At 39.5% G+C, this 17,139-nt stretch carries 17 protein-coding genes; all 17 read left to right on the forward strand.

All coding sequences use genetic code 11. The features are described 5' to 3' along the window. The first annotated feature begins 147 nt into the window (after window positions 1-147). Window positions 148-1,314, forward strand: coding sequence for an AI-2E family transporter (locus HMPREF9707_RS01980; RefSeq protein WP_006701040.1), 1,167 nt, complete (start codon window positions 148-150; stop codon window positions 1,312-1,314). An 18-nt stretch (window positions 1,315-1,332) separates the two neighbouring features. Then, window positions 1,333-2,019: a DUF554 domain-containing protein gene (locus tag HMPREF9707_RS01985; RefSeq protein WP_006701041.1), complete on the forward strand. Its 687-nt coding sequence runs from the start codon at window positions 1,333-1,335 to the stop codon at window positions 2,017-2,019. Between the two features lie 135 nt (window positions 2,020-2,154). Continuing rightward, on the forward strand, window positions 2,155-2,733 hold the full coding sequence (locus HMPREF9707_RS01990; protein WP_006701042.1) for a thymidine kinase: 579 nt from the start codon (window positions 2,155-2,157) through the stop codon (window positions 2,731-2,733). A 13-nt stretch (window positions 2,734-2,746) separates the two neighbouring features. Continuing rightward, the gene (gene prfA / locus HMPREF9707_RS01995; protein ID WP_006701043.1) at window positions 2,747-3,820 is read left to right on the forward strand and encodes a peptide chain release factor 1; all 1,074 of its coding nucleotides are present in this window, start codon (window positions 2,747-2,749) and stop codon (window positions 3,818-3,820) included. Beyond that, window positions 3,810-4,688, forward strand: coding sequence for a peptide chain release factor N(5)-glutamine methyltransferase (gene prmC / locus HMPREF9707_RS02000; protein ID WP_006701044.1), 879 nt, complete (start codon window positions 3,810-3,812; stop codon window positions 4,686-4,688). Before prfA ends, prmC begins: the two co-directional genes overlap by 11 nt. Then, on the forward strand, window positions 4,681-5,703 hold the full coding sequence (locus HMPREF9707_RS02005; protein ID WP_006701045.1) for an L-threonylcarbamoyladenylate synthase: 1,023 nt from the start codon (window positions 4,681-4,683) through the stop codon (window positions 5,701-5,703). Before prmC ends, HMPREF9707_RS02005 begins: the two co-directional genes overlap by 8 nt. A 113-nt stretch (window positions 5,704-5,816) precedes the next feature. Beyond that, window positions 5,817-7,043: a serine hydroxymethyltransferase gene (locus tag HMPREF9707_RS02010; RefSeq protein ID WP_006701046.1), complete on the forward strand. Its 1,227-nt coding sequence runs from the start codon at window positions 5,817-5,819 to the stop codon at window positions 7,041-7,043. A 24-nt stretch (window positions 7,044-7,067) separates the two neighbouring features. Next, the gene (gene upp / locus HMPREF9707_RS02015) at window positions 7,068-7,706 is read left to right on the forward strand and encodes a uracil phosphoribosyltransferase (RefSeq protein ID WP_006701047.1); all 639 of its coding nucleotides are present in this window, start codon (window positions 7,068-7,070) and stop codon (window positions 7,704-7,706) included. A gap of 65 nt (window positions 7,707-7,771) precedes the next feature. Further along, entirely contained in the window at window positions 7,772-9,049 is a 1,278-nt protein-coding gene (locus tag HMPREF9707_RS02020) for a hydroxymethylglutaryl-CoA reductase, degradative (protein ID WP_156790219.1), read from the forward strand. A gap of 8 nt (window positions 9,050-9,057) precedes the next feature. Beyond that, window positions 9,058-10,218 carry a hydroxymethylglutaryl-CoA synthase gene (locus HMPREF9707_RS02025; RefSeq protein WP_006701049.1) on the forward strand — a complete coding sequence of 387 codons (1,161 nt, stop codon included), beginning with the start codon at window positions 9,058-9,060 and terminating at the stop codon, window positions 10,216-10,218. A gap of 97 nt (window positions 10,219-10,315) precedes the next feature. Next, entirely contained in the window at window positions 10,316-12,148 is a 1,833-nt protein-coding gene (locus HMPREF9707_RS02030) for a heavy metal translocating P-type ATPase (protein WP_006701050.1), read from the forward strand. Window positions 12,149-12,287: 139 nt separating this feature from the next. After that, entirely contained in the window at window positions 12,288-12,518 is a 231-nt protein-coding gene (locus HMPREF9707_RS02035) for a DUF1146 family protein (protein WP_006701051.1), read from the forward strand. Between the two features lie 65 nt (window positions 12,519-12,583). Further along, complete coding sequence (gene murA / locus HMPREF9707_RS02040; RefSeq protein WP_006701052.1) at window positions 12,584-13,894, forward strand: UDP-N-acetylglucosamine 1-carboxyvinyltransferase; 1,311 nt, start codon at window positions 12,584-12,586, stop codon at window positions 13,892-13,894. A 9-nt stretch (window positions 13,895-13,903) separates the two neighbouring features. Beyond that, entirely contained in the window at window positions 13,904-14,968 is a 1,065-nt protein-coding gene (gene mreB, locus HMPREF9707_RS02045) for a rod shape-determining protein (protein WP_006701053.1), read from the forward strand. Window positions 14,969-14,988: 20 nt separating this feature from the next. Next, window positions 14,989-15,186: a DNA-directed RNA polymerase subunit beta gene (locus HMPREF9707_RS02050; RefSeq protein WP_006701054.1), complete on the forward strand. Its 198-nt coding sequence runs from the start codon at window positions 14,989-14,991 to the stop codon at window positions 15,184-15,186. A gap of 541 nt (window positions 15,187-15,727) precedes the next feature. Next, window positions 15,728-16,159 (forward strand): division/cell wall cluster transcriptional repressor MraZ, encoded by a 432-nt coding sequence (gene mraZ / locus HMPREF9707_RS02060; RefSeq protein WP_006701056.1) that lies wholly within the window; start codon window positions 15,728-15,730, stop codon window positions 16,157-16,159. Window positions 16,160-16,172: 13 nt separating this feature from the next. Further along, window positions 16,173-17,120 carry a 16S rRNA (cytosine(1402)-N(4))-methyltransferase RsmH gene (gene rsmH, locus HMPREF9707_RS02065; RefSeq protein WP_006701057.1) on the forward strand — a complete coding sequence of 316 codons (948 nt, stop codon included), beginning with the start codon at window positions 16,173-16,175 and terminating at the stop codon, window positions 17,118-17,120. Window positions 17,121-17,139: the final 19 nt, after the last annotated feature.

A 17,139-nucleotide genomic window follows, 5' to 3' on the forward strand; every position in this document is an offset into this window, starting at 1 on the left:
TGCATTAATGAAGTATTCAAAGCAGATACTGAATGGTTAAGGTACTCTCATTAAAATGTAACCGTATTCTTATTGGTTATTGGCGCAAGTCACTGTATTCTTAATATAAGTGAATATGTTACACTGGAGATAGATAGGAGGGGTAGAGTGAAAAATACAGACTCAACGCCAGAACGTAAAAAGTCGGAACGAGAACGTCTCGGAATGCCGGTAAGCTTTATTAATTCAAGAGCTTTAACGACGTTAACTACGATCTTATTAATTTTATTAATTATCCTCGTATTTACTCAGGTAGCATATGTGTTTCAACCGATTTGGCTATTTATTCGGTTCGTTTCTTTTCCGATTATTGGTTCAGGTATTTTATATTATTTATTCTCGCCAATTGTTGAACGAGTTTCAGAGATGGGCGTTTCACGTCATATTCCAATTATTGGGATTTTTATTTTGTTAATCTTGTTAATTGTGTGGGGAATTTTCTCGCTCTATCCTGTCTTAGCCAAGCAGGCAGAAGCATTTCTAGCGAATATGCCAGAATATAATTCTCGACTCAATGAAATGTTAGGTGATTTACCATTTAACGTTGAAAAGGCACTCAGTCAAGAGCCTTTGAGTCGTTTTGTCAGTCGCATTAATTGGAATAATATTACCAACAATTTGCAAAATTTAGTTACATCGACTTTTGGTGGATTATCGACCTTTATCGGTTCGGTCACCCAAATCGCGGTCGGTCTGGTGACCATTCCGGTGATATTGTATTATTTATTGTTGGAAGGCGAGAAGTTGCCTTACAACATTTTAAGACTTGTTCCGCCAAGAATTGAACCTTATGTCGAACGAGTATTGCTTCAAGCAAACTATTATATATCTCAATTTGTTCGAAGTATTATTACTTTAGCAGTCTTAGTTGGAATTTTCTTTTGGATTAGCTACAAAATCATTGGTTTGGATTATGCATTGTCGCTGGCATTTTTATCGGGTCTATTAAATTTAGTCCCCTACATTGGGTCGATTGTTTCAGTCATCCCAGCTTTGATTATTGCGCTCTTAACGTCACCGATGATGTTTGTCAAAGTGATCATTGTCTTAATGATTGAGCAGTTAGTTGAAAGCCGCTTATTGCAACCATTTATCATTGGCGGCAGTTTAAGTATTCATCCTTTAACAATATTGTTCCTTATTTTAGGAGCGGGACGTGTGTTTGGTGTAACAGGGGTTCTTTTAGTTGTACCAATTTATGCGGTCGTTAAAGTCATAGTAAAAGAAATTTATTACGCTTTTCGTCGGTATTCTAAGCTATATCCAGATAATTAGTAAAGGTAGAGGTGGAATATGGGAGTATTAGTAAACTTTATATTGATTGTTGTTCCAGGTACGCTTGGCCTATTGATTCATTCGGGTATTCCAGTCAATCTGAATGAACGATTGATGGAAGCGATTGGGATTGCTGTTTTTGGTATTGCCATTGCTGGAATCATTCAAAATGAAAATCAATTGGTGATGATTTTATCTTTAGTGATTGGGACGTTCATCGGAGAAATGATTGATATCGATAAACATATTCGAAAAGGTGTTAATGTCGTCAGTCGTAAATTTGTTCGTGGTGGAGGAGAAGGAGCGGATAAATTTTCAACGGGCTTTGTGAGCGCCACAATGATTTTCTGTATAGGTTCTTTAGCCATCCTTGGACCGTTAGAAAGTGGTTTAACAGGAAGTAATACGACTCTATACTTAAAGAGTATTTTCGATTCGGTCACCTCGATTCTATTAGCATCTTCACTTGGCATTGGGGTCGTCTTTGCGGCCATCCCTGTTGTAGTAATTGAAAGTGCGATTATTCTATTATCCCGTGTAGTAGCTCCATATTTGCCACCTGTTGTGATTACTGAAATTGTGGCCGTCGGCTCGATCTTATTATTTGGAATGGGATTAAACTTACTTAATATTACAAAGTTAAAGGTGATGAATTTTACACCCGCAATGATTATGCCGGTTATTTTAGTGCCACTATTAGGTTAATCATGGAAATTAAAGCTGTTTACATTTTTCACAAAGTAAGCAGCTTTTTTTGTCTCATTAATGGGTCTGTGGATTGACTAAAATGAGGGAATCTTCTATTATTATAGATTGAGAACTTATCTAAGGAGCGATGAAATGGCCAAGCTATACTTTAAATATGGTGCGATGAATAGTGGGAAATCGATCGAGATTATTAAAGTAGCCCATAATTATGAAGAACAGAAAAAACCTGTTCGCTTGTATACAAGTGCTGTAGATCACCGCTCTGGAGTAGGTTATATCGCAAGTCGGACGGGATTTGAACGGCAAGCTGAGATTATTTATGATAATACTGATTTATTTGAGGATATTGTGTCTGTTAAGGAGAAATTGTACTGCATCTTAATTGATGAAGCGCAGTTTTTAAATAAAGTGCATATCTTGCAATTGGCTCGTGTGGTAGATGAACTAGATATTCCAGTCATGGCATTCGGTTTGAAAAACGATTTTTCGAATCAATTATTTGAAGGTTCAAAGTATTTGTTACTCTATGCAGATAAAATTGAAGAGATAAAAACTATTTGTTGGTTCTGTCATAAAAAAGCGATTATGAATTTACGTTTTGCGGATGGAAAACCCGTTTATCATGGAGAGCAAATTCAAATTGGGGGGAATGAATCCTATATTCCTGTCTGTCGAAAATGCTATAAGAATCCTGGTACGATAGAGAATTAAGAGAGGTACATAAATGATTGAACAATTAGATTCATTAATTATACGCTATGAAGAAATTACAGAGTTACTAAGTGACCCAGATGTGATTTCAAATACGGAACGACTCCGTGAATTGACGATTGAAGAGAGTGAGCTCCGTCCAAAAGTTGAAAAAATCAAACGTTTTAAGACCGTTATTCAAGAAATTGAAGAAGCGGAAGAGATATTGAATGATTCATCCGATGCCGAGATGATTGAACTAGCGAAAGAAGAATTAAATGAACTCAAAGATGAACGTGAATCTTTAGAACAAACCATTAAGTTAATGATGATTCCTGAAGATCCAAACGATAACAAAAATATTATTATGGAAATCCGCGGTGCAGCAGGTGGTGACGAAGCACAATTATTTGCAAAAGATTTATTAGATATGTACACCAAGTATGCAAATAATCAAGGTTGGAAAGTCGAATTGTTGGATGCCAATATTACAGGAATTGGTGGCTATAAAGAAGTGTCGCTCATGATTACTGGCTCTAAAGTGTATTCAAAATTAAAATTTGAAAATGGGGCCCATCGTGTTCAACGTGTTCCTGAGACAGAATCGCAAGGCCGAGTTCATACGTCGACAGCGACGGTTGTTGTAATGCCTGAAGCTGAAGAAATTGATTTTGATTTGGATGAAAATGATATTCGCGTTGATATTTACCATGCGAGTGGAGCTGGTGGGCAACATGTTAACAAGACTGCCTCTGCAGTTCGTTTAACGCATATTCCTACGAATACGGTAGTCGCCATGCAAGATGAACGGTCACAGCTTAAAAACCGTGAAAAAGCGATGAAAGTTCTTAGAGCGCGTGTTTATGACTTACTACAATCGCAAGCACAATCTGAGTACGATTCAGAACGGAAATTAAAAGTCGGTACGGGGGATCGCTCTGAGCGAATTCGTACTTATAATTATCCACAAAATCGCGTAACCGATCACCGAATTGGTTTAACGATTCAACAGTTAGATGCGATTATGGACGGGCAAATCGATGAGATCATAGATGCTTTGATTTTATACGATCAAACACAACAATTGGAGGAACTAAATGGTCAATAATACCATTTTGATTTATGAAGCTTTGCATAAAGCTTCTATTTTTTTAAGTCAGCATAAGAAAGACCCTCAATTAGCTCAAGCTATTTTTCTTCAGTGGAAAGATTGGACGTTAACAGATCTCGTTTCTCGAATGAACAGCCCTCTTACTTCGGATGAATCTGAAGCCTTTCAACAGATTTTAAGCCGATTTGTGGCCGATGAACCGTTAGCTTATATTTTGGGACGAAGTTATTTCAAAGATCAATGCTTTAAGGTGAATCCCCACACTTTAATTCCGAGAGAAGAGACTGAAGGAATCTTAGATTTATTAATTGAGCATCGTTCTAAAGAGCAAGTTCAGCGATTGATTGATATTGGAACGGGTACGGGTATTCTAGCGATATGCGCTGCACAATATTATCCAGCTGCAGAGGTGATAGGCACGGATATTTCGGAAGGTGCACTCGAAGTTGCTAGAGAAAATGCTGCAGAACACCAAGTCGCTATTCGTTGGATAGAAAGTGATGTCTGGAATCAAGTACCATCCAAACGTTATGATGTTATACTTTCGAATCCACCTTATATTAGCGAGGATGAACAGTCGGTCATGGATGCCAGTGTCTTAAAATATGAACCCACTAAAGCATTATTTGCGAAATCGAATGGGCTTGCCATCTATCAACGCATTGCGTCAGGACTCCATTCTTATATTGCGTCGGAGGGGATTGCGATTCTTGAAATAGGCTATCGTCAAGGGGAGTCGGTGAGGGCAATCTTCCAAGAAGCTTGCCCAACAGCTGAAGTATCGGTTCACCAAGATTTTAATCAACTCGACCGTTATGTAGTAGTAGATTTTGGAACACCCGGAGAGGAGGGAAAAGATGAGTAAATTATTTTATCGTTCGGATATACCTGAGGCAGCACAGTTATTGCGCGCGGGCGAATTGGTTGCATTTCCAACCGAGACCGTCTTTGGGCTAGGTGCTCTGGCAAATGATGATCAAGCGATTCAGCGCGTCTTCCAAGTGAAGGGACGTCCAGGTGACAATCCATTGATTGTGCATGTGGATTCGATTCAACGTGTGGAACAGTTAGCCAGTGAGATTAGTCCGATTGCAAAGCAATTGATGCAAACATTCTGGCCAGGGCCATTGACAATTATTTTTCCAGTCAAGCCAGGGATTGTATCGAATTTAGTAAGTGGTCTCCCAACGGTAGGAATTCGGATGCCTGATCAACCCTTGACTCTTGAACTTATTCGACAAGTTGATTTTCCATTAGTCGGTCCGAGTGCAAATCTATCGGGTAAACCGAGCCCTACACAATATACACATGTACTAGATGATTTTGGAGATCAAATTGCGGGAGTAATTGTACCAAGGACGCCGCTAACATCCATTGGAGTTGAGTCTACAGTTGTCGCGCTCGATACAGAAATCATTTATATTCTTCGACCGGGTGCAATTACTGCAGAGATGCTTCACCAATCAACGGGTGCAAAGGTCATTGAAAAAACAGCAAAAGAACAATTATCAGAGGAGCGGATTGCAAGCCCGGGTGTGAAATATAAGCACTACAGTCCTAAACAGCCTGTCTACATTATTCCACCCGATGCGACGCTTGAGCAGTGGGAAGAATGGATTTCGTCAACGAGTCACGTCGGTGTGTTAGCAACACAGAAAACAATTGAAGCGTTGAAACTTCGTATGGCTAAACTTTCGATTATATATGAAACGCTCGGGACCATGGATACGGTATCGCAGTATTTATATCGAGGATTGAGAGCGTTGGATCAAAGTGATGCAAAAATTATTTTTGTGGAATCATTTGAAGATGACGAGCGGACACATGCTTACTTAAATCGACTAAATCGAGCAGGGCAACCTGCCGAAACATTAAAATAAAATTAAATTAAAATGATTATTGTCTAAAAAATACGCAACAAAATGTGATATAGTTGTAAACGGTTTATTAAGTGGTATACTATGAGTATCAAAAAATTGTAGGAGGCACATTAATGAGCTTTAAAAAAGATGAATTTGTTTTTGATTTAATTGATAAGGAATACGACCGTCAACTTCACGGGATCGAACTGATTGCATCAGAAAACTTCGTATCTCCAGAAGTGATGAAGGCTCAAGGTAGTATTTTAACAAATAAATACGCTGAAGGTTATCCGCGTCGTCGCTATTATGGTGGTTGCGAATTTGTTGACGAGATTGAACAAGCAGCAATCGACCGAGCGAAAGAATTATTTGGAGCTGAATATGCGAACGTCCAACCTCACTCTGGATCAAGTGCAAACATGGCAGTTTACCGTACGTTCTTAGAGCCTGGTGACAAAGTATTGGGAATGGACTTATCTCAAGGAGGTCACTTAACACACGGTTCTCCAGTTAACTTCTCAGGGCAATCATATGATATGTACGCATATGGATTGGATCCAGAAACAGAACAAATTGATTATGATAAGTTAGAAGAAATTGCTCGCGAAGTTAAACCTAAAATGATTATCGCTGGAGCAAGTGCTTATTCTCGTGTAATTGACTTCGAACGTATTGGTAAGGTTGCTAAAGAAGTCGGCGCAATCTACATGGTAGACATGGCGCATATTGCAGGACTTGTTGCAACGGGTGAACATCCAAACCCAGTTCCATTTGCAGACGTCGTCACTTCTACAACACACAAAACATTGCGCGGACCACGTGGTGGTTTAATCTTAGCGAAAAAAGAACATGCGAAAGCTTTAAATAAAACAGTATTCCCTGGTATTCAAGGTGGACCTTTAGAGCATGTAATTGCAGCTAAAGCAGTTGCGTTTAACGAAGCATTACAACCTGCATTTAAAGAATATGCAAAACAAGTTAAAGCGAATGCGAAAGCAATGGCTGAAGTCTTTGAAGATAGCCCACTACATATTATCTCAAATGGTACTGATAACCACTTAATGTTAATCGATGTAACTGGTATGGGTATCACTGGTAAATGGGCTCAAGAACGTCTTGATAAAGTAGCCATTACAGTCAATAAAAACTCAATCCCTAACGATACTCAATCATTTGTGGAAACAAGTGGTATTCGTGTGGGTACCCCAGCTATTACAACACGTGGTATTAAAGAAGATGAAGCACGTGTTATTGCAAAATTAATTATTGAGGCTTTACAAGCAGAAGAATCTGAATTAGAATCAATTAAGCAGCGCGTTCACGATATGATGGATGGACGCCCACTGTTCAATCAATAATTTAATACTATAGGGGGATTTAAAATGGCAAAGTTTCAAGTAGTAGATCATCCACTGGTTCAACATAAATTGACAATTATCCGTGATAAGGACACATCAACTAAAGATTTCCGAGAAGTGACAAATGAGATTGCGATGCTAATGGCATACGAGATCACACGTGACTTAGAATTGGAAGAAGTTGAAATCGAAACCCCGCTGGTAAAATGTATACAAAAACAAATTGCCGGTAAAAAAATGGCGGTTGTGCCAATATTAAGAGCAGGTCTTGGAATGGTAGACGGTATTTTAAAATTAGTTCCTGCGGCTCGAGTAGGGCACATTGGAATGTACCGTGATCCAGAGACATTGCAAGCCGTGGAGTATTTTGCCAAATTCCCTCAAGATATTGAAGAGCGTCGAGTATTCGTCGTTGATCCGATGTTAGCAACAGGTGTGTCTGCTATTGCTGCATTAAATCAATTAGTGAATAAGTACCAAGTTCCAGAATCACATATTACATTTTGTTGCTTAGTCGCGGCTCCTGAAGGTGTAAAAGCATTGCAGGAAGCTCATCCAGATGTTGATATCTATACCGCAGCATTGGATGAAAAATTAAACGAACATGGATATATTTTACCTGGGCTAGGTGATGCGGGTGACCGTATCTTTGGTACAAAATAATATAAAACGAATCATTGATACAACGAGCCATAATTTATTTGTGGCTCGTTTTTTTATTCGGAACGATGATAAGGAGGGCTAGCGTGAGTGAATTATTATCAAAATTCTATAAAAAGACGACCGCAGAGCGAAACAAGATTATCAAAGAACTTACCCACCAGGATTTTCAAAGCACTACGTTAAGTGAGGAGCAAGGGAGTCAACTGATTGAAAATTACTTGACCAATTATGCAGTTCCTCTGGGAGTGGGATTAAATGTGCAGGTCAATCATCAAGCCTATCTTGTCCCACTTGCTACGGAGGAACCTTCTGTAGTAGCGGCTCTCAGCAATGGGGGTAAAATTTTAGGGAATATTGATGCGACCACAAAGGAACGACGAATTATTGGTCAAATTATTATGAAGTGTCACCCTGAAAATAATCTAGAACAAATGACACAGCAAATAGAAAAAAATAAAGACCATTTACTTGAAGTAGCTAATCAATACTGTGAATCGATTCGCTCATATGGAGGAGGGCCAGTTGATATTTGGCTCAAAGGATATCCGGAAGATTTACCAGAATTCGCGACGATTTATTTATCATTTGACCCGGTAGATGCGATGGGAGCGAATCAATTAAATACGGTACTTGAAGCATTGGCACCGGACGTTAGTCGGATAATTGATACAGAGGTTGTTATGGCAATTTTGTCGAATTACCAAGACTTAGCATTGACGCAAGCGATGGTTGAAGTTCCCATCGATCGGTTAAAATCAAACCAATATTCACCTGAACAATTAGCGCAGCGAATCGAATGGGCAAGTCATTATGCGCAATTGGATCCGTACCGAGCAGTAACCCATAATAAAGGGATTATGAATGGTATCACGGCACTCGCTTTAGCAACGGGGAACGATACACGAGCAATCGAGGCAGCAGTTCATGCCCATGCGAGTCGGGACGGGCAATATCGTGGATTAAGTCAATGGAACTATGATGCGGAAGATGGAGTACTAAAAGGGGAGTTAACAATCCCGATGCCTGTTGCGACGGTTGGGGGGACTTTATCGAGTCACCCACAAAGTCAACAAGTGCTTAAAACACTCAATGTTACTTCGGCGAAAGAACTAGCGAATGTTATGGTTAGCGTCGGTCTGATTCAAAACTTTGCAGCATTAAGAGCGCTCGTGAGTGAAGGGATACAAGCAGGTCATATGCAACTACAAGCACGTTCGACAGCTCAACAAGTAGGTACGCTACCCGAAGAGCTACCAGATATGGTACACTTATTAATGCAACAGTCTGAAATCAATCAACGTGTTGCAGCACAACTTTTAGATAAAATAAGAAAAAATAAGTAGGTGATAGAATGCGAGTAGGAATTGATAAAATAAATTTAGCAGTCCCACATCATTATATCGATATGGTTGAATTAGCCAAGACACGCGGTGTTGACCCAGATAAATTTACGATTGGGATAGGGCAAGATCGCATGAGTTATGCATTGCCGAATGAAGATGCGATTGCGATGGCTGCGAATGCCGCTGAGCCAATACTTACTTCGGCAGATAAAGAACAAATTGATCAAGTTATTTTTGCGACAGAGTCTGGAGTGGATTATTCCAAGTCTGGAGCTACTTTCTTAATGGAGTTATTGGGAATCCAACCCTTTGCTCGTGCGTTTGAAATTAAACAAGCTTGTTATGGTGCCACAGCAGGTCTGTTGAATGCTTGTGACTATGTGGCATTAAGACCCGATCGCAAAGTATTAATTATTGCAAGTGATATTGCTAAATACGGACTGAATACAGGGGGAGAAGTGACTCAAGGGGCCGGTGCCGTCGCCATGCTCGTTTCTGCGAATCCGCAGTTATTAAATATTGAACGTGAAACGGTGGCAAAATCATACAATGAACATGATTTTTGGCGACCTAACGACCAGCCTTATCCACTCGTAGATGGCAAATACTCTACAGAACTCTATATACAAATGTTCCATGAAGTCTTAGCAGAGATGATTCAACGCTATCCAGATACGGTAAGTCAATATCAGACGCTTATCTGCCATACGCCATTTACTAAAATGGGACGCAAAGCGATGGTAGCTGCGCAATCGCAACTTTCTGAGCCGTGGACATCTCGAATTGATCAGTGGTTGGAACGTTACGATGCATCTGTAAGGTTAAATCGACAAGTAGGTAATATTTACACTGGGTCATTATTTTTAAGTTTAATTTCGCTTTTGATTCATGGAGATTTGCACGTTCATGACAAAATTGGCTTGTTCAGTTATGGGTCGGGTGCCGTTGCTGAAATGTTTACAGCAGAAGTAGTAAATCCACCACTTGACATGATAGCGGATTTAACAATTGAACAAAAATTAAACCAAAGAGAAAAATTATCGATTGATGACTATGAAGCGGTCTACGATGCATCATTAGAAGATGCTTCATGGCAGTCTTTACCAACTTCTTCTGGTTTTTATTTAGCGGAAATTAAAGAAGGACGCCGGATCTATCAGTCAAGATAATTAGAAAATAACTTTAAGAAACTTTGTATTTTGTATGCACTCCTTTAATTTGTATGCTATAATTATTTATAACAATTACAAATAAGGAGTGCGTTTTATGTTTCGCTATATCATAAAAAATAAGGAAGGCCGATTTTTATTAATTGGAACGGTGCTGATGATAATTGGATTTATCTTAACGGGGATGAACTCTAGTCTCAGTCGACCCGTATTTATTGTTTCGATGTTTTTCTTAGGTTACTATGCCGCAAAGAATGCATTAGTGGAGACGATTGAACAAAAATCACCCAATGTAGACTTACTAATGATATTAGCGGCCGTTGGTGCGATGGCGATTCAGTATGAATCAGAAGGTGCGATGCTACTTTTTATTTTTGCAACGGCAGAAATGTTGGAAGAATACGCAATGAACAAAACTTCCAGTGCGATTGAAGGATTGATGTCACATGTTCCTTCAGTGGCCCAGAAACTCCTCGACAACGGTGAGGTGGTAGAAGTTCCAACATATTCGCTTGAAATTGGAGATGTAGTTGTTGTCTCGAAGGGTGATCAAATTCCAATTGATGGTGAAATTGACCGAAGTGCGATGCTAAACGAAGCGGCTCTGACCGGAGAATCGATTCCGATTGAGAAAGAAAAAGGAGATGCAGCTTTTGCTGGGACTATCAATGAAGGGAACGCATTTTATCTTAAAGTGACGACCGCGTATGATGAGACCGTCTTCTCAAATATTGTTCGGATGGTTGAGGAAGCCCAAGGACGTCCTTCTAAAATTTCAAGTTTTATTGATCGTTTTGAGTCAAAATACGTTATTACAACATTGACCGTCGTTCCGCTTTTTATAGCCTTACTTTATTTCTGGCGAGGATATTCTTTCCAAGATGCATTTTATCGGGGAATGGTATTATTAACGGTAGCGAGCCCATGTGCTTTGGTTGCTTCGGCGACACCTGCTACACTATCAGCTATTTCGAATGGTGCGCGTAATGGTGTGCTCTTCAAAGGTGGGGCAGCCATGGAAGCATTCAGTACGATGGATATTCTCTACTCTGATAAAACCGGAACAATCACGGAAGGTGTTTTTAAAGTTGTTGAATACCAGTTGGCGGATTCAATCTTAGCGGAAGTAGTCTATATGGAACAGCAATCTAACCATCCGATTGCAGAAGCAATTGTAAATTCGTTCTCAGATATTTCATTGAGCCAAGTTAATACGACACAAGAAGTTGAAGAGGTGGCAGGATCTGGCTTAAAAAAAGGTGATATTCTTATTGGTAAGCCAAGCAGCTTCTTAAATTATAAAGATTATGATCATTTTGCTGAACATTTAGAATCAAGTTTTACGACAGTATTTGTAGCAAAAGGAAAGCAAGTAGTAGGGTTCTTAACCTTGCAAGACCAAGTCCGTGAAGAATCAGCAGAAGCAATTCGTCTATTTACGGATAGCGGTGTCCATGTCCAAATGGTGACAGGGGATAATGAATCGGTTGCTAAAGAAGTTTCGCAACACGTTGCAATCGAACATTATTATGCTAACTGCTTACCAGAAGACAAAATAGAGTTTGTTCAACGAGATCAACAAGCAGGACACGTTGTAGGAATGATTGGTGATGGTATCAATGATGCGCCAGCGTTAGCTAATGCAGATATTGGTATCGCTATGGGAAGTGGTTCATCGGTTGCGATGGAATCCTCTGATGTTGTGATTGTGCAAAATGATTTACTTAAACTTTTCTATAGTTACGACTTGAGTCATCGTTTAAATCGGATTATTCGTCAAAATATTATTTTCGCAGTCGGCGTGATTATCGCTCTGATTGTCTTGAACTTAATTGGCTGGTTAGATCTTCCAACCGGTGTTGTATTCCATGAGGGATCAACAATCTTAGTAATTCTCAACGGATTGAGAATTTTAAAAACAAAAAAATAGAGGGTATTGATCAACCGTATTGATTTTAATGAATCAATACGGTTTTTTGAATGATTAGGAATCAATGAGAGTCTAGTTATTTGTTTGCATGATGGGTAAATTATGCTATGATGAAAATATATTAGAAAGGGGCGCAACGATGACAACACTATATGGTATGGCAGTACTTTTAGTTTATCTCGTATGTATCCTGTTAAGTTATAGTGTGTTTAAAGACTTTAACTTAAAGCACTTCTATCCAATGGAGAAAGAAGAATTCGCCCAATATGCGATCTGGCTGATTAGTATTTCGATTGGATCAGGGCTCGCAACTTTCTTATTATCGATCATTGAGACGGTTCAAAATATTACGTTAACCTATCTCAATTAACTACTATACATTTTACTCTCTCGTCCGCTCCAAAACGACAGGGGATTAAAAGGGGATTTTTTGTAATGCAAGAGATTATTGTTCAAGGTGGGCAACGCCTGGAAGGATCTGTCAAAGTTGAAGGTGCGAAGAACGCCGTATTACCGATTTTAGCTGCATCGCTCTTGGCAGAGGAAGGTGTAACTGAATTATCGAATGTTCCAGTACTTTCAGATGTAACCTTGATGAATGAATTATTAAGTAATTTAAATGCTGGAGTAAACTTTAATGAAACGGAAAACACCGTTACTATCGACGCAACTGAGACATTGAGAACGGTTGCGGATTATGATTTTGTTAGCAAGATGCGCGCGTCAATTGTTGTAATGGGACCATTATTAGCGCGTTATGGACATGCAAAAGTAGCAATGCCAGGTGGATGCGCAATTGGCACACGTCCGATTGACCTCCACTTAAAAGGATTTGAAGCACTCGGTGCAACAATCAATAATCAAGCTGGGTATGTCGAAGCGACAGCGACCCGGCTAAAAGGTGCGCGCATTTATTTAGACTTCCCAAGTGTAGGTGCCACTCAAAACATTATGATGGCAGCTGTTTTAGCAGAAGGTGTGACGATTCTTGAGAACGTAGCCCGTGAACCAGAAATCGTAGACCTAGCCAACTTCTTAAATAAAATGGGCGCGGAAATTACAGGTGCCGGAACTGAAACACTAAAAATTACAGGTGTAGAACGTCTCCATGGTACGGATCATGCGATTATTGCAGATCGTATTGAAGCCGGAACCTTTATGATTGCAGCAGCTGTTACACAAGGAGATGTATTTGTAGAAGGCGCATTACGTGAACATAATAAACCACTCATAAGTAAATTAATCGAAATGGGCGTTGAAATCGAAGAATACGCTGAAGGCATTCGTGTAATGGGTCCTAAAACTTTAAAAGCGACAGATGTTAAGACACTGCCTTATCCAGGCTTCCCAACGGATTTACAATCACCAATGTCGATTGCTCAACTTCTTGCAGATGGAACGAGTGTGCTTACTGAAACAGTTTTTGAAAATCGTTTTATGCATTTTGAAGAATTGCGTCGCATGGGTGCACGTTTTACGATTGATCGTCAAACATGCGTTATGTACGGTCCGGCTGATTTTAGCGGATCTAGTGTTAAAGCGTCCGATTTAAGATCTGCTGCAGCCTTAATTATTGCAGGATTAACTGCAAAAGGTTTGACGCGTGTTTCAGAATTGAAATATTTAGATCGTGGATATTATAAGTTTCATGAAAAATTAGCAGCTTTAGGAGCCGATATCGAGCGTGTTGAAATCAATCCAATTGGAAGTCGTCATGCTGAACGCACGCTAGCTGAGGCTAAATAGGAGATTACCATGGCAAAAGAAATCGGAATAGACTTAGGGACCACAAATGTTGTGATACATTTGAAAGGTCGTGGCGTCGTTTTAAACGAGCCTTCCGTAATAGCGGTAGATCGCTATACTCAAGAGATTGTTGCTGTTGGGCGCGATGCATATGATTTGATTGGCCGAACAGGAAATGCCTATGAAATTGTCTATCCGCTGGAACGCGGGGTTATTGCTGATTATGAGCGGACGGAAGCTTTACTCGTCATGTTCTTTCAACGTATTTATCGTCCAAGTTTCTTTAGCAAGCCAAACGTCTTAGTTTCTCGTCCTTCTGTTATTAGTGAAGTCGAAGAACGCGCACTGATTGAAGCGGTAGAACGTGCTGGAGCAGGGCGCGTCTTTATGGATATTGAACCGAAGGTCGCTGGGATAGGAGCAGGCATTTCGCATGATAGCCCAGAGGGACATATGGTGATTGATATTGGCGGTGGTACGACTGATATCGCCATTATTTCAAAAGGCTCGGTTGTTGTGAGTGAAACATTGCCCCTGGCAGGTCGAGATATGGACGAAGCGGTATGCGATTATTTTCGTAAACAGCGAAAATTATTGCTTGGTGAACGCTCTGCAGAACAATTGAAGATTCAAATTGCTTCTGCAATCGAAGTGCCGGAAAGTGAGGTCGTTACGGCGACGGTAAAAGGGCGCAACCTATTAACGGGATTACCAATGTCAATTAATGCAACGTCAAATGATTTATACAATGCTATTTTACCGATTATTGATAAAATTGCTTGCAATGCAAAAATGCTAATTGAAGAAGTCGATCCCGAGTTAGCGGGGGATATTATGGAACGAGGTATTATCTTAACGGGTGGTGGAGCATTGATTCGGTCACTCGATGACTATTTGTCAAATGAATTAGAAGTTTCAGTGATTGCTTCAGACCAGCCGATGCAATGCGTGGCTATCGGCACGGGTGTGATGTTAGATACAATTGGAACTAATAAATTGATGCGACGGAATCCTTCTCCAATCCAACGTCTGAAGCAAACAATCCAATCTAGCTTTAGACGAATTGTAAAATAATTAAAAATGAGGTGATACCAATGGAACAGACTACGTTGAAAGATTCTGTTTGGAAAAATATATCGAAAGTAACGTTCTTTGTAATATTAATTTTGTTGCTGGTAATTATTTTTTTCATTGTAGGATTGTTTATTGGGTATGCTGGCATCGGGGATGGACATTTCTGGGAAGTTGTTAATACGGATACTTGGCGTCATATTATTGACTTTGTCCAGTAATATTAGTCTCTCTAAGAGGAAATGAGGGAATAACGTGACCAGTCCATTTAAGCTTTCTGAGCTACTAATTTATCTGTTGCCCCCTATTATTATTTATATCGTTCATTCCTATTTTCGCCGAGAATTAGCGACAGGACTTCCGTTTAAAGTGACTTTAGCCATGTTACTGATTCCAATTTGGATCGTGAATATTGTACTGTTATCAAAATTGATTTATGGCTTTAGTATTATCCATTATGTTTTGTTGATGGTATCTTTTGCTTTGGCGATTCACTTGTATGATTATGTTCGATTTATTGACTATTTTTCATTGCAAAAATATAGTATTAAAGCGAGTAAACTAGCCTTCTTTCTACTCTCGATATTTTTAATATCCTTAATTATCTTGAGGGTAATCACTTATTTTATAGTATAAAAATTCGAAAAGCACTTTGCGAAATGCAAAGTGTTTTTTTGTGGAGAAAAATGGATTTAAAGTGGTAGATTGTGGGGGGATGTGGTATACTTTATGTATCTTAAACTGGAGGAGGTATAATTAGCGATGTTAATCGGGGAATATCAGCATAATATTGACGCGAAAGGTCGCTTAATTATGCCAGCCAAATTCAGACAAGATTTAGGTTATAGTTTTATTGTAACGAGAGGATTGGATGGCTGCTTGTTCGGTTATCCTTTAGAAAATTGGGCGAAAGTTGAAGCGAAACTTGAACAATTACCTCTCTCTAAAAAAGATGCACGAAAATTTACTCGATTTTTCTATTCAGCTGCCACTGAGGTAGAAGTCGATAAACAAGGAAGAATTAATTTACCGCAAACGCTCATAGATTTCGCTAAAATCGATAAGTCCTGTCGCGTGATCGGCGTATCAGATCGAATCGAGATTTGGAGCAGTGAAGTTTGGGAAGCTTTTGCGGCAGATATGGAAGATGATTTTGAATCATTAGCTGAAGATATGATTGATTTTGGATTGTAATGGAGGAGTTTTAATGACTTTTAATCATGAGACAGTCCTATTACACGAGACGATTGATTCATTAAATGTTGTACCTAATGGGATTTATGTGGATTGCACCTTGGGCGGGTGTGGTCATGCTCAATATTTATTGAGTCTACTGGATGAAGAGGGACATCTTTATGCGTTTGATCAAGACTTGACAGCATTAGAAAATGCAAAGCAAGTCTTAGCTGACGACATTCAAAGAGGGCGTGTTACGCTAATTCATAGTAATTTTTCAAATTTAAAAGATGAACTAGAAAAATATAATGTCAATCAAGTCGACGGCATTTACTACGATTTAGGTGTTTCTTCTCCACAATTTGATATTGCAGAACGTGGTTTTAGTTACCAACACGAAGGCCAATTGGATATGCGAATGAATCAATCGCAAGCACTGGATGCCCATCAAATTGTTAATGAATGGTCAGAGTCGGAATTAAGTCGGATTATTCGTCGATATGGAGAAGAACGATTTTCAGGGCGGATTGCACGTCAAATTGTCGAATCACGTAAAAATGCATCAATTGATACAACGTTAGAGTTAAGTGAACTTGTTAAACAAGCGATTCCTGCTGCGACGCGACGTAAAGGCGGGCATCCTGCGAAACGAACATTTCAAGCGATTCGCATTGCGGTAAATAATGAATTGGGTGTCTTAGAAGCATCACTAGAAGCTGCTGTTCAATTACTCAAAGAGGGCGGACGTATATCGGTTATTTCATTCCATTCGTTAGAAGATCGCATTGTAAAAGGTTATTTCAGAGAATTGAGTGCGATGCCTGAGACACCGCCAAATATGCCAATGATTCCAGAAGAATTGTTGCCAAAATATCGAATGGTATCAAGAAAACCCATTGAAGCGACACAAGATGAATTAGAGCAAAATCGACGGGCAAGAAGTGCACGTCTACGGGTACTCGAGCGTATTCGAGCATAAAAGAGTTATGAAGGAAGGT

Source organism: Falseniella ignava CCUG 37419, from assembly GCF_000301055.1.
GTDB classification, from domain to species: domain Bacteria; phylum Bacillota; class Bacilli; order Lactobacillales; family Aerococcaceae; genus Falseniella; species Falseniella ignava.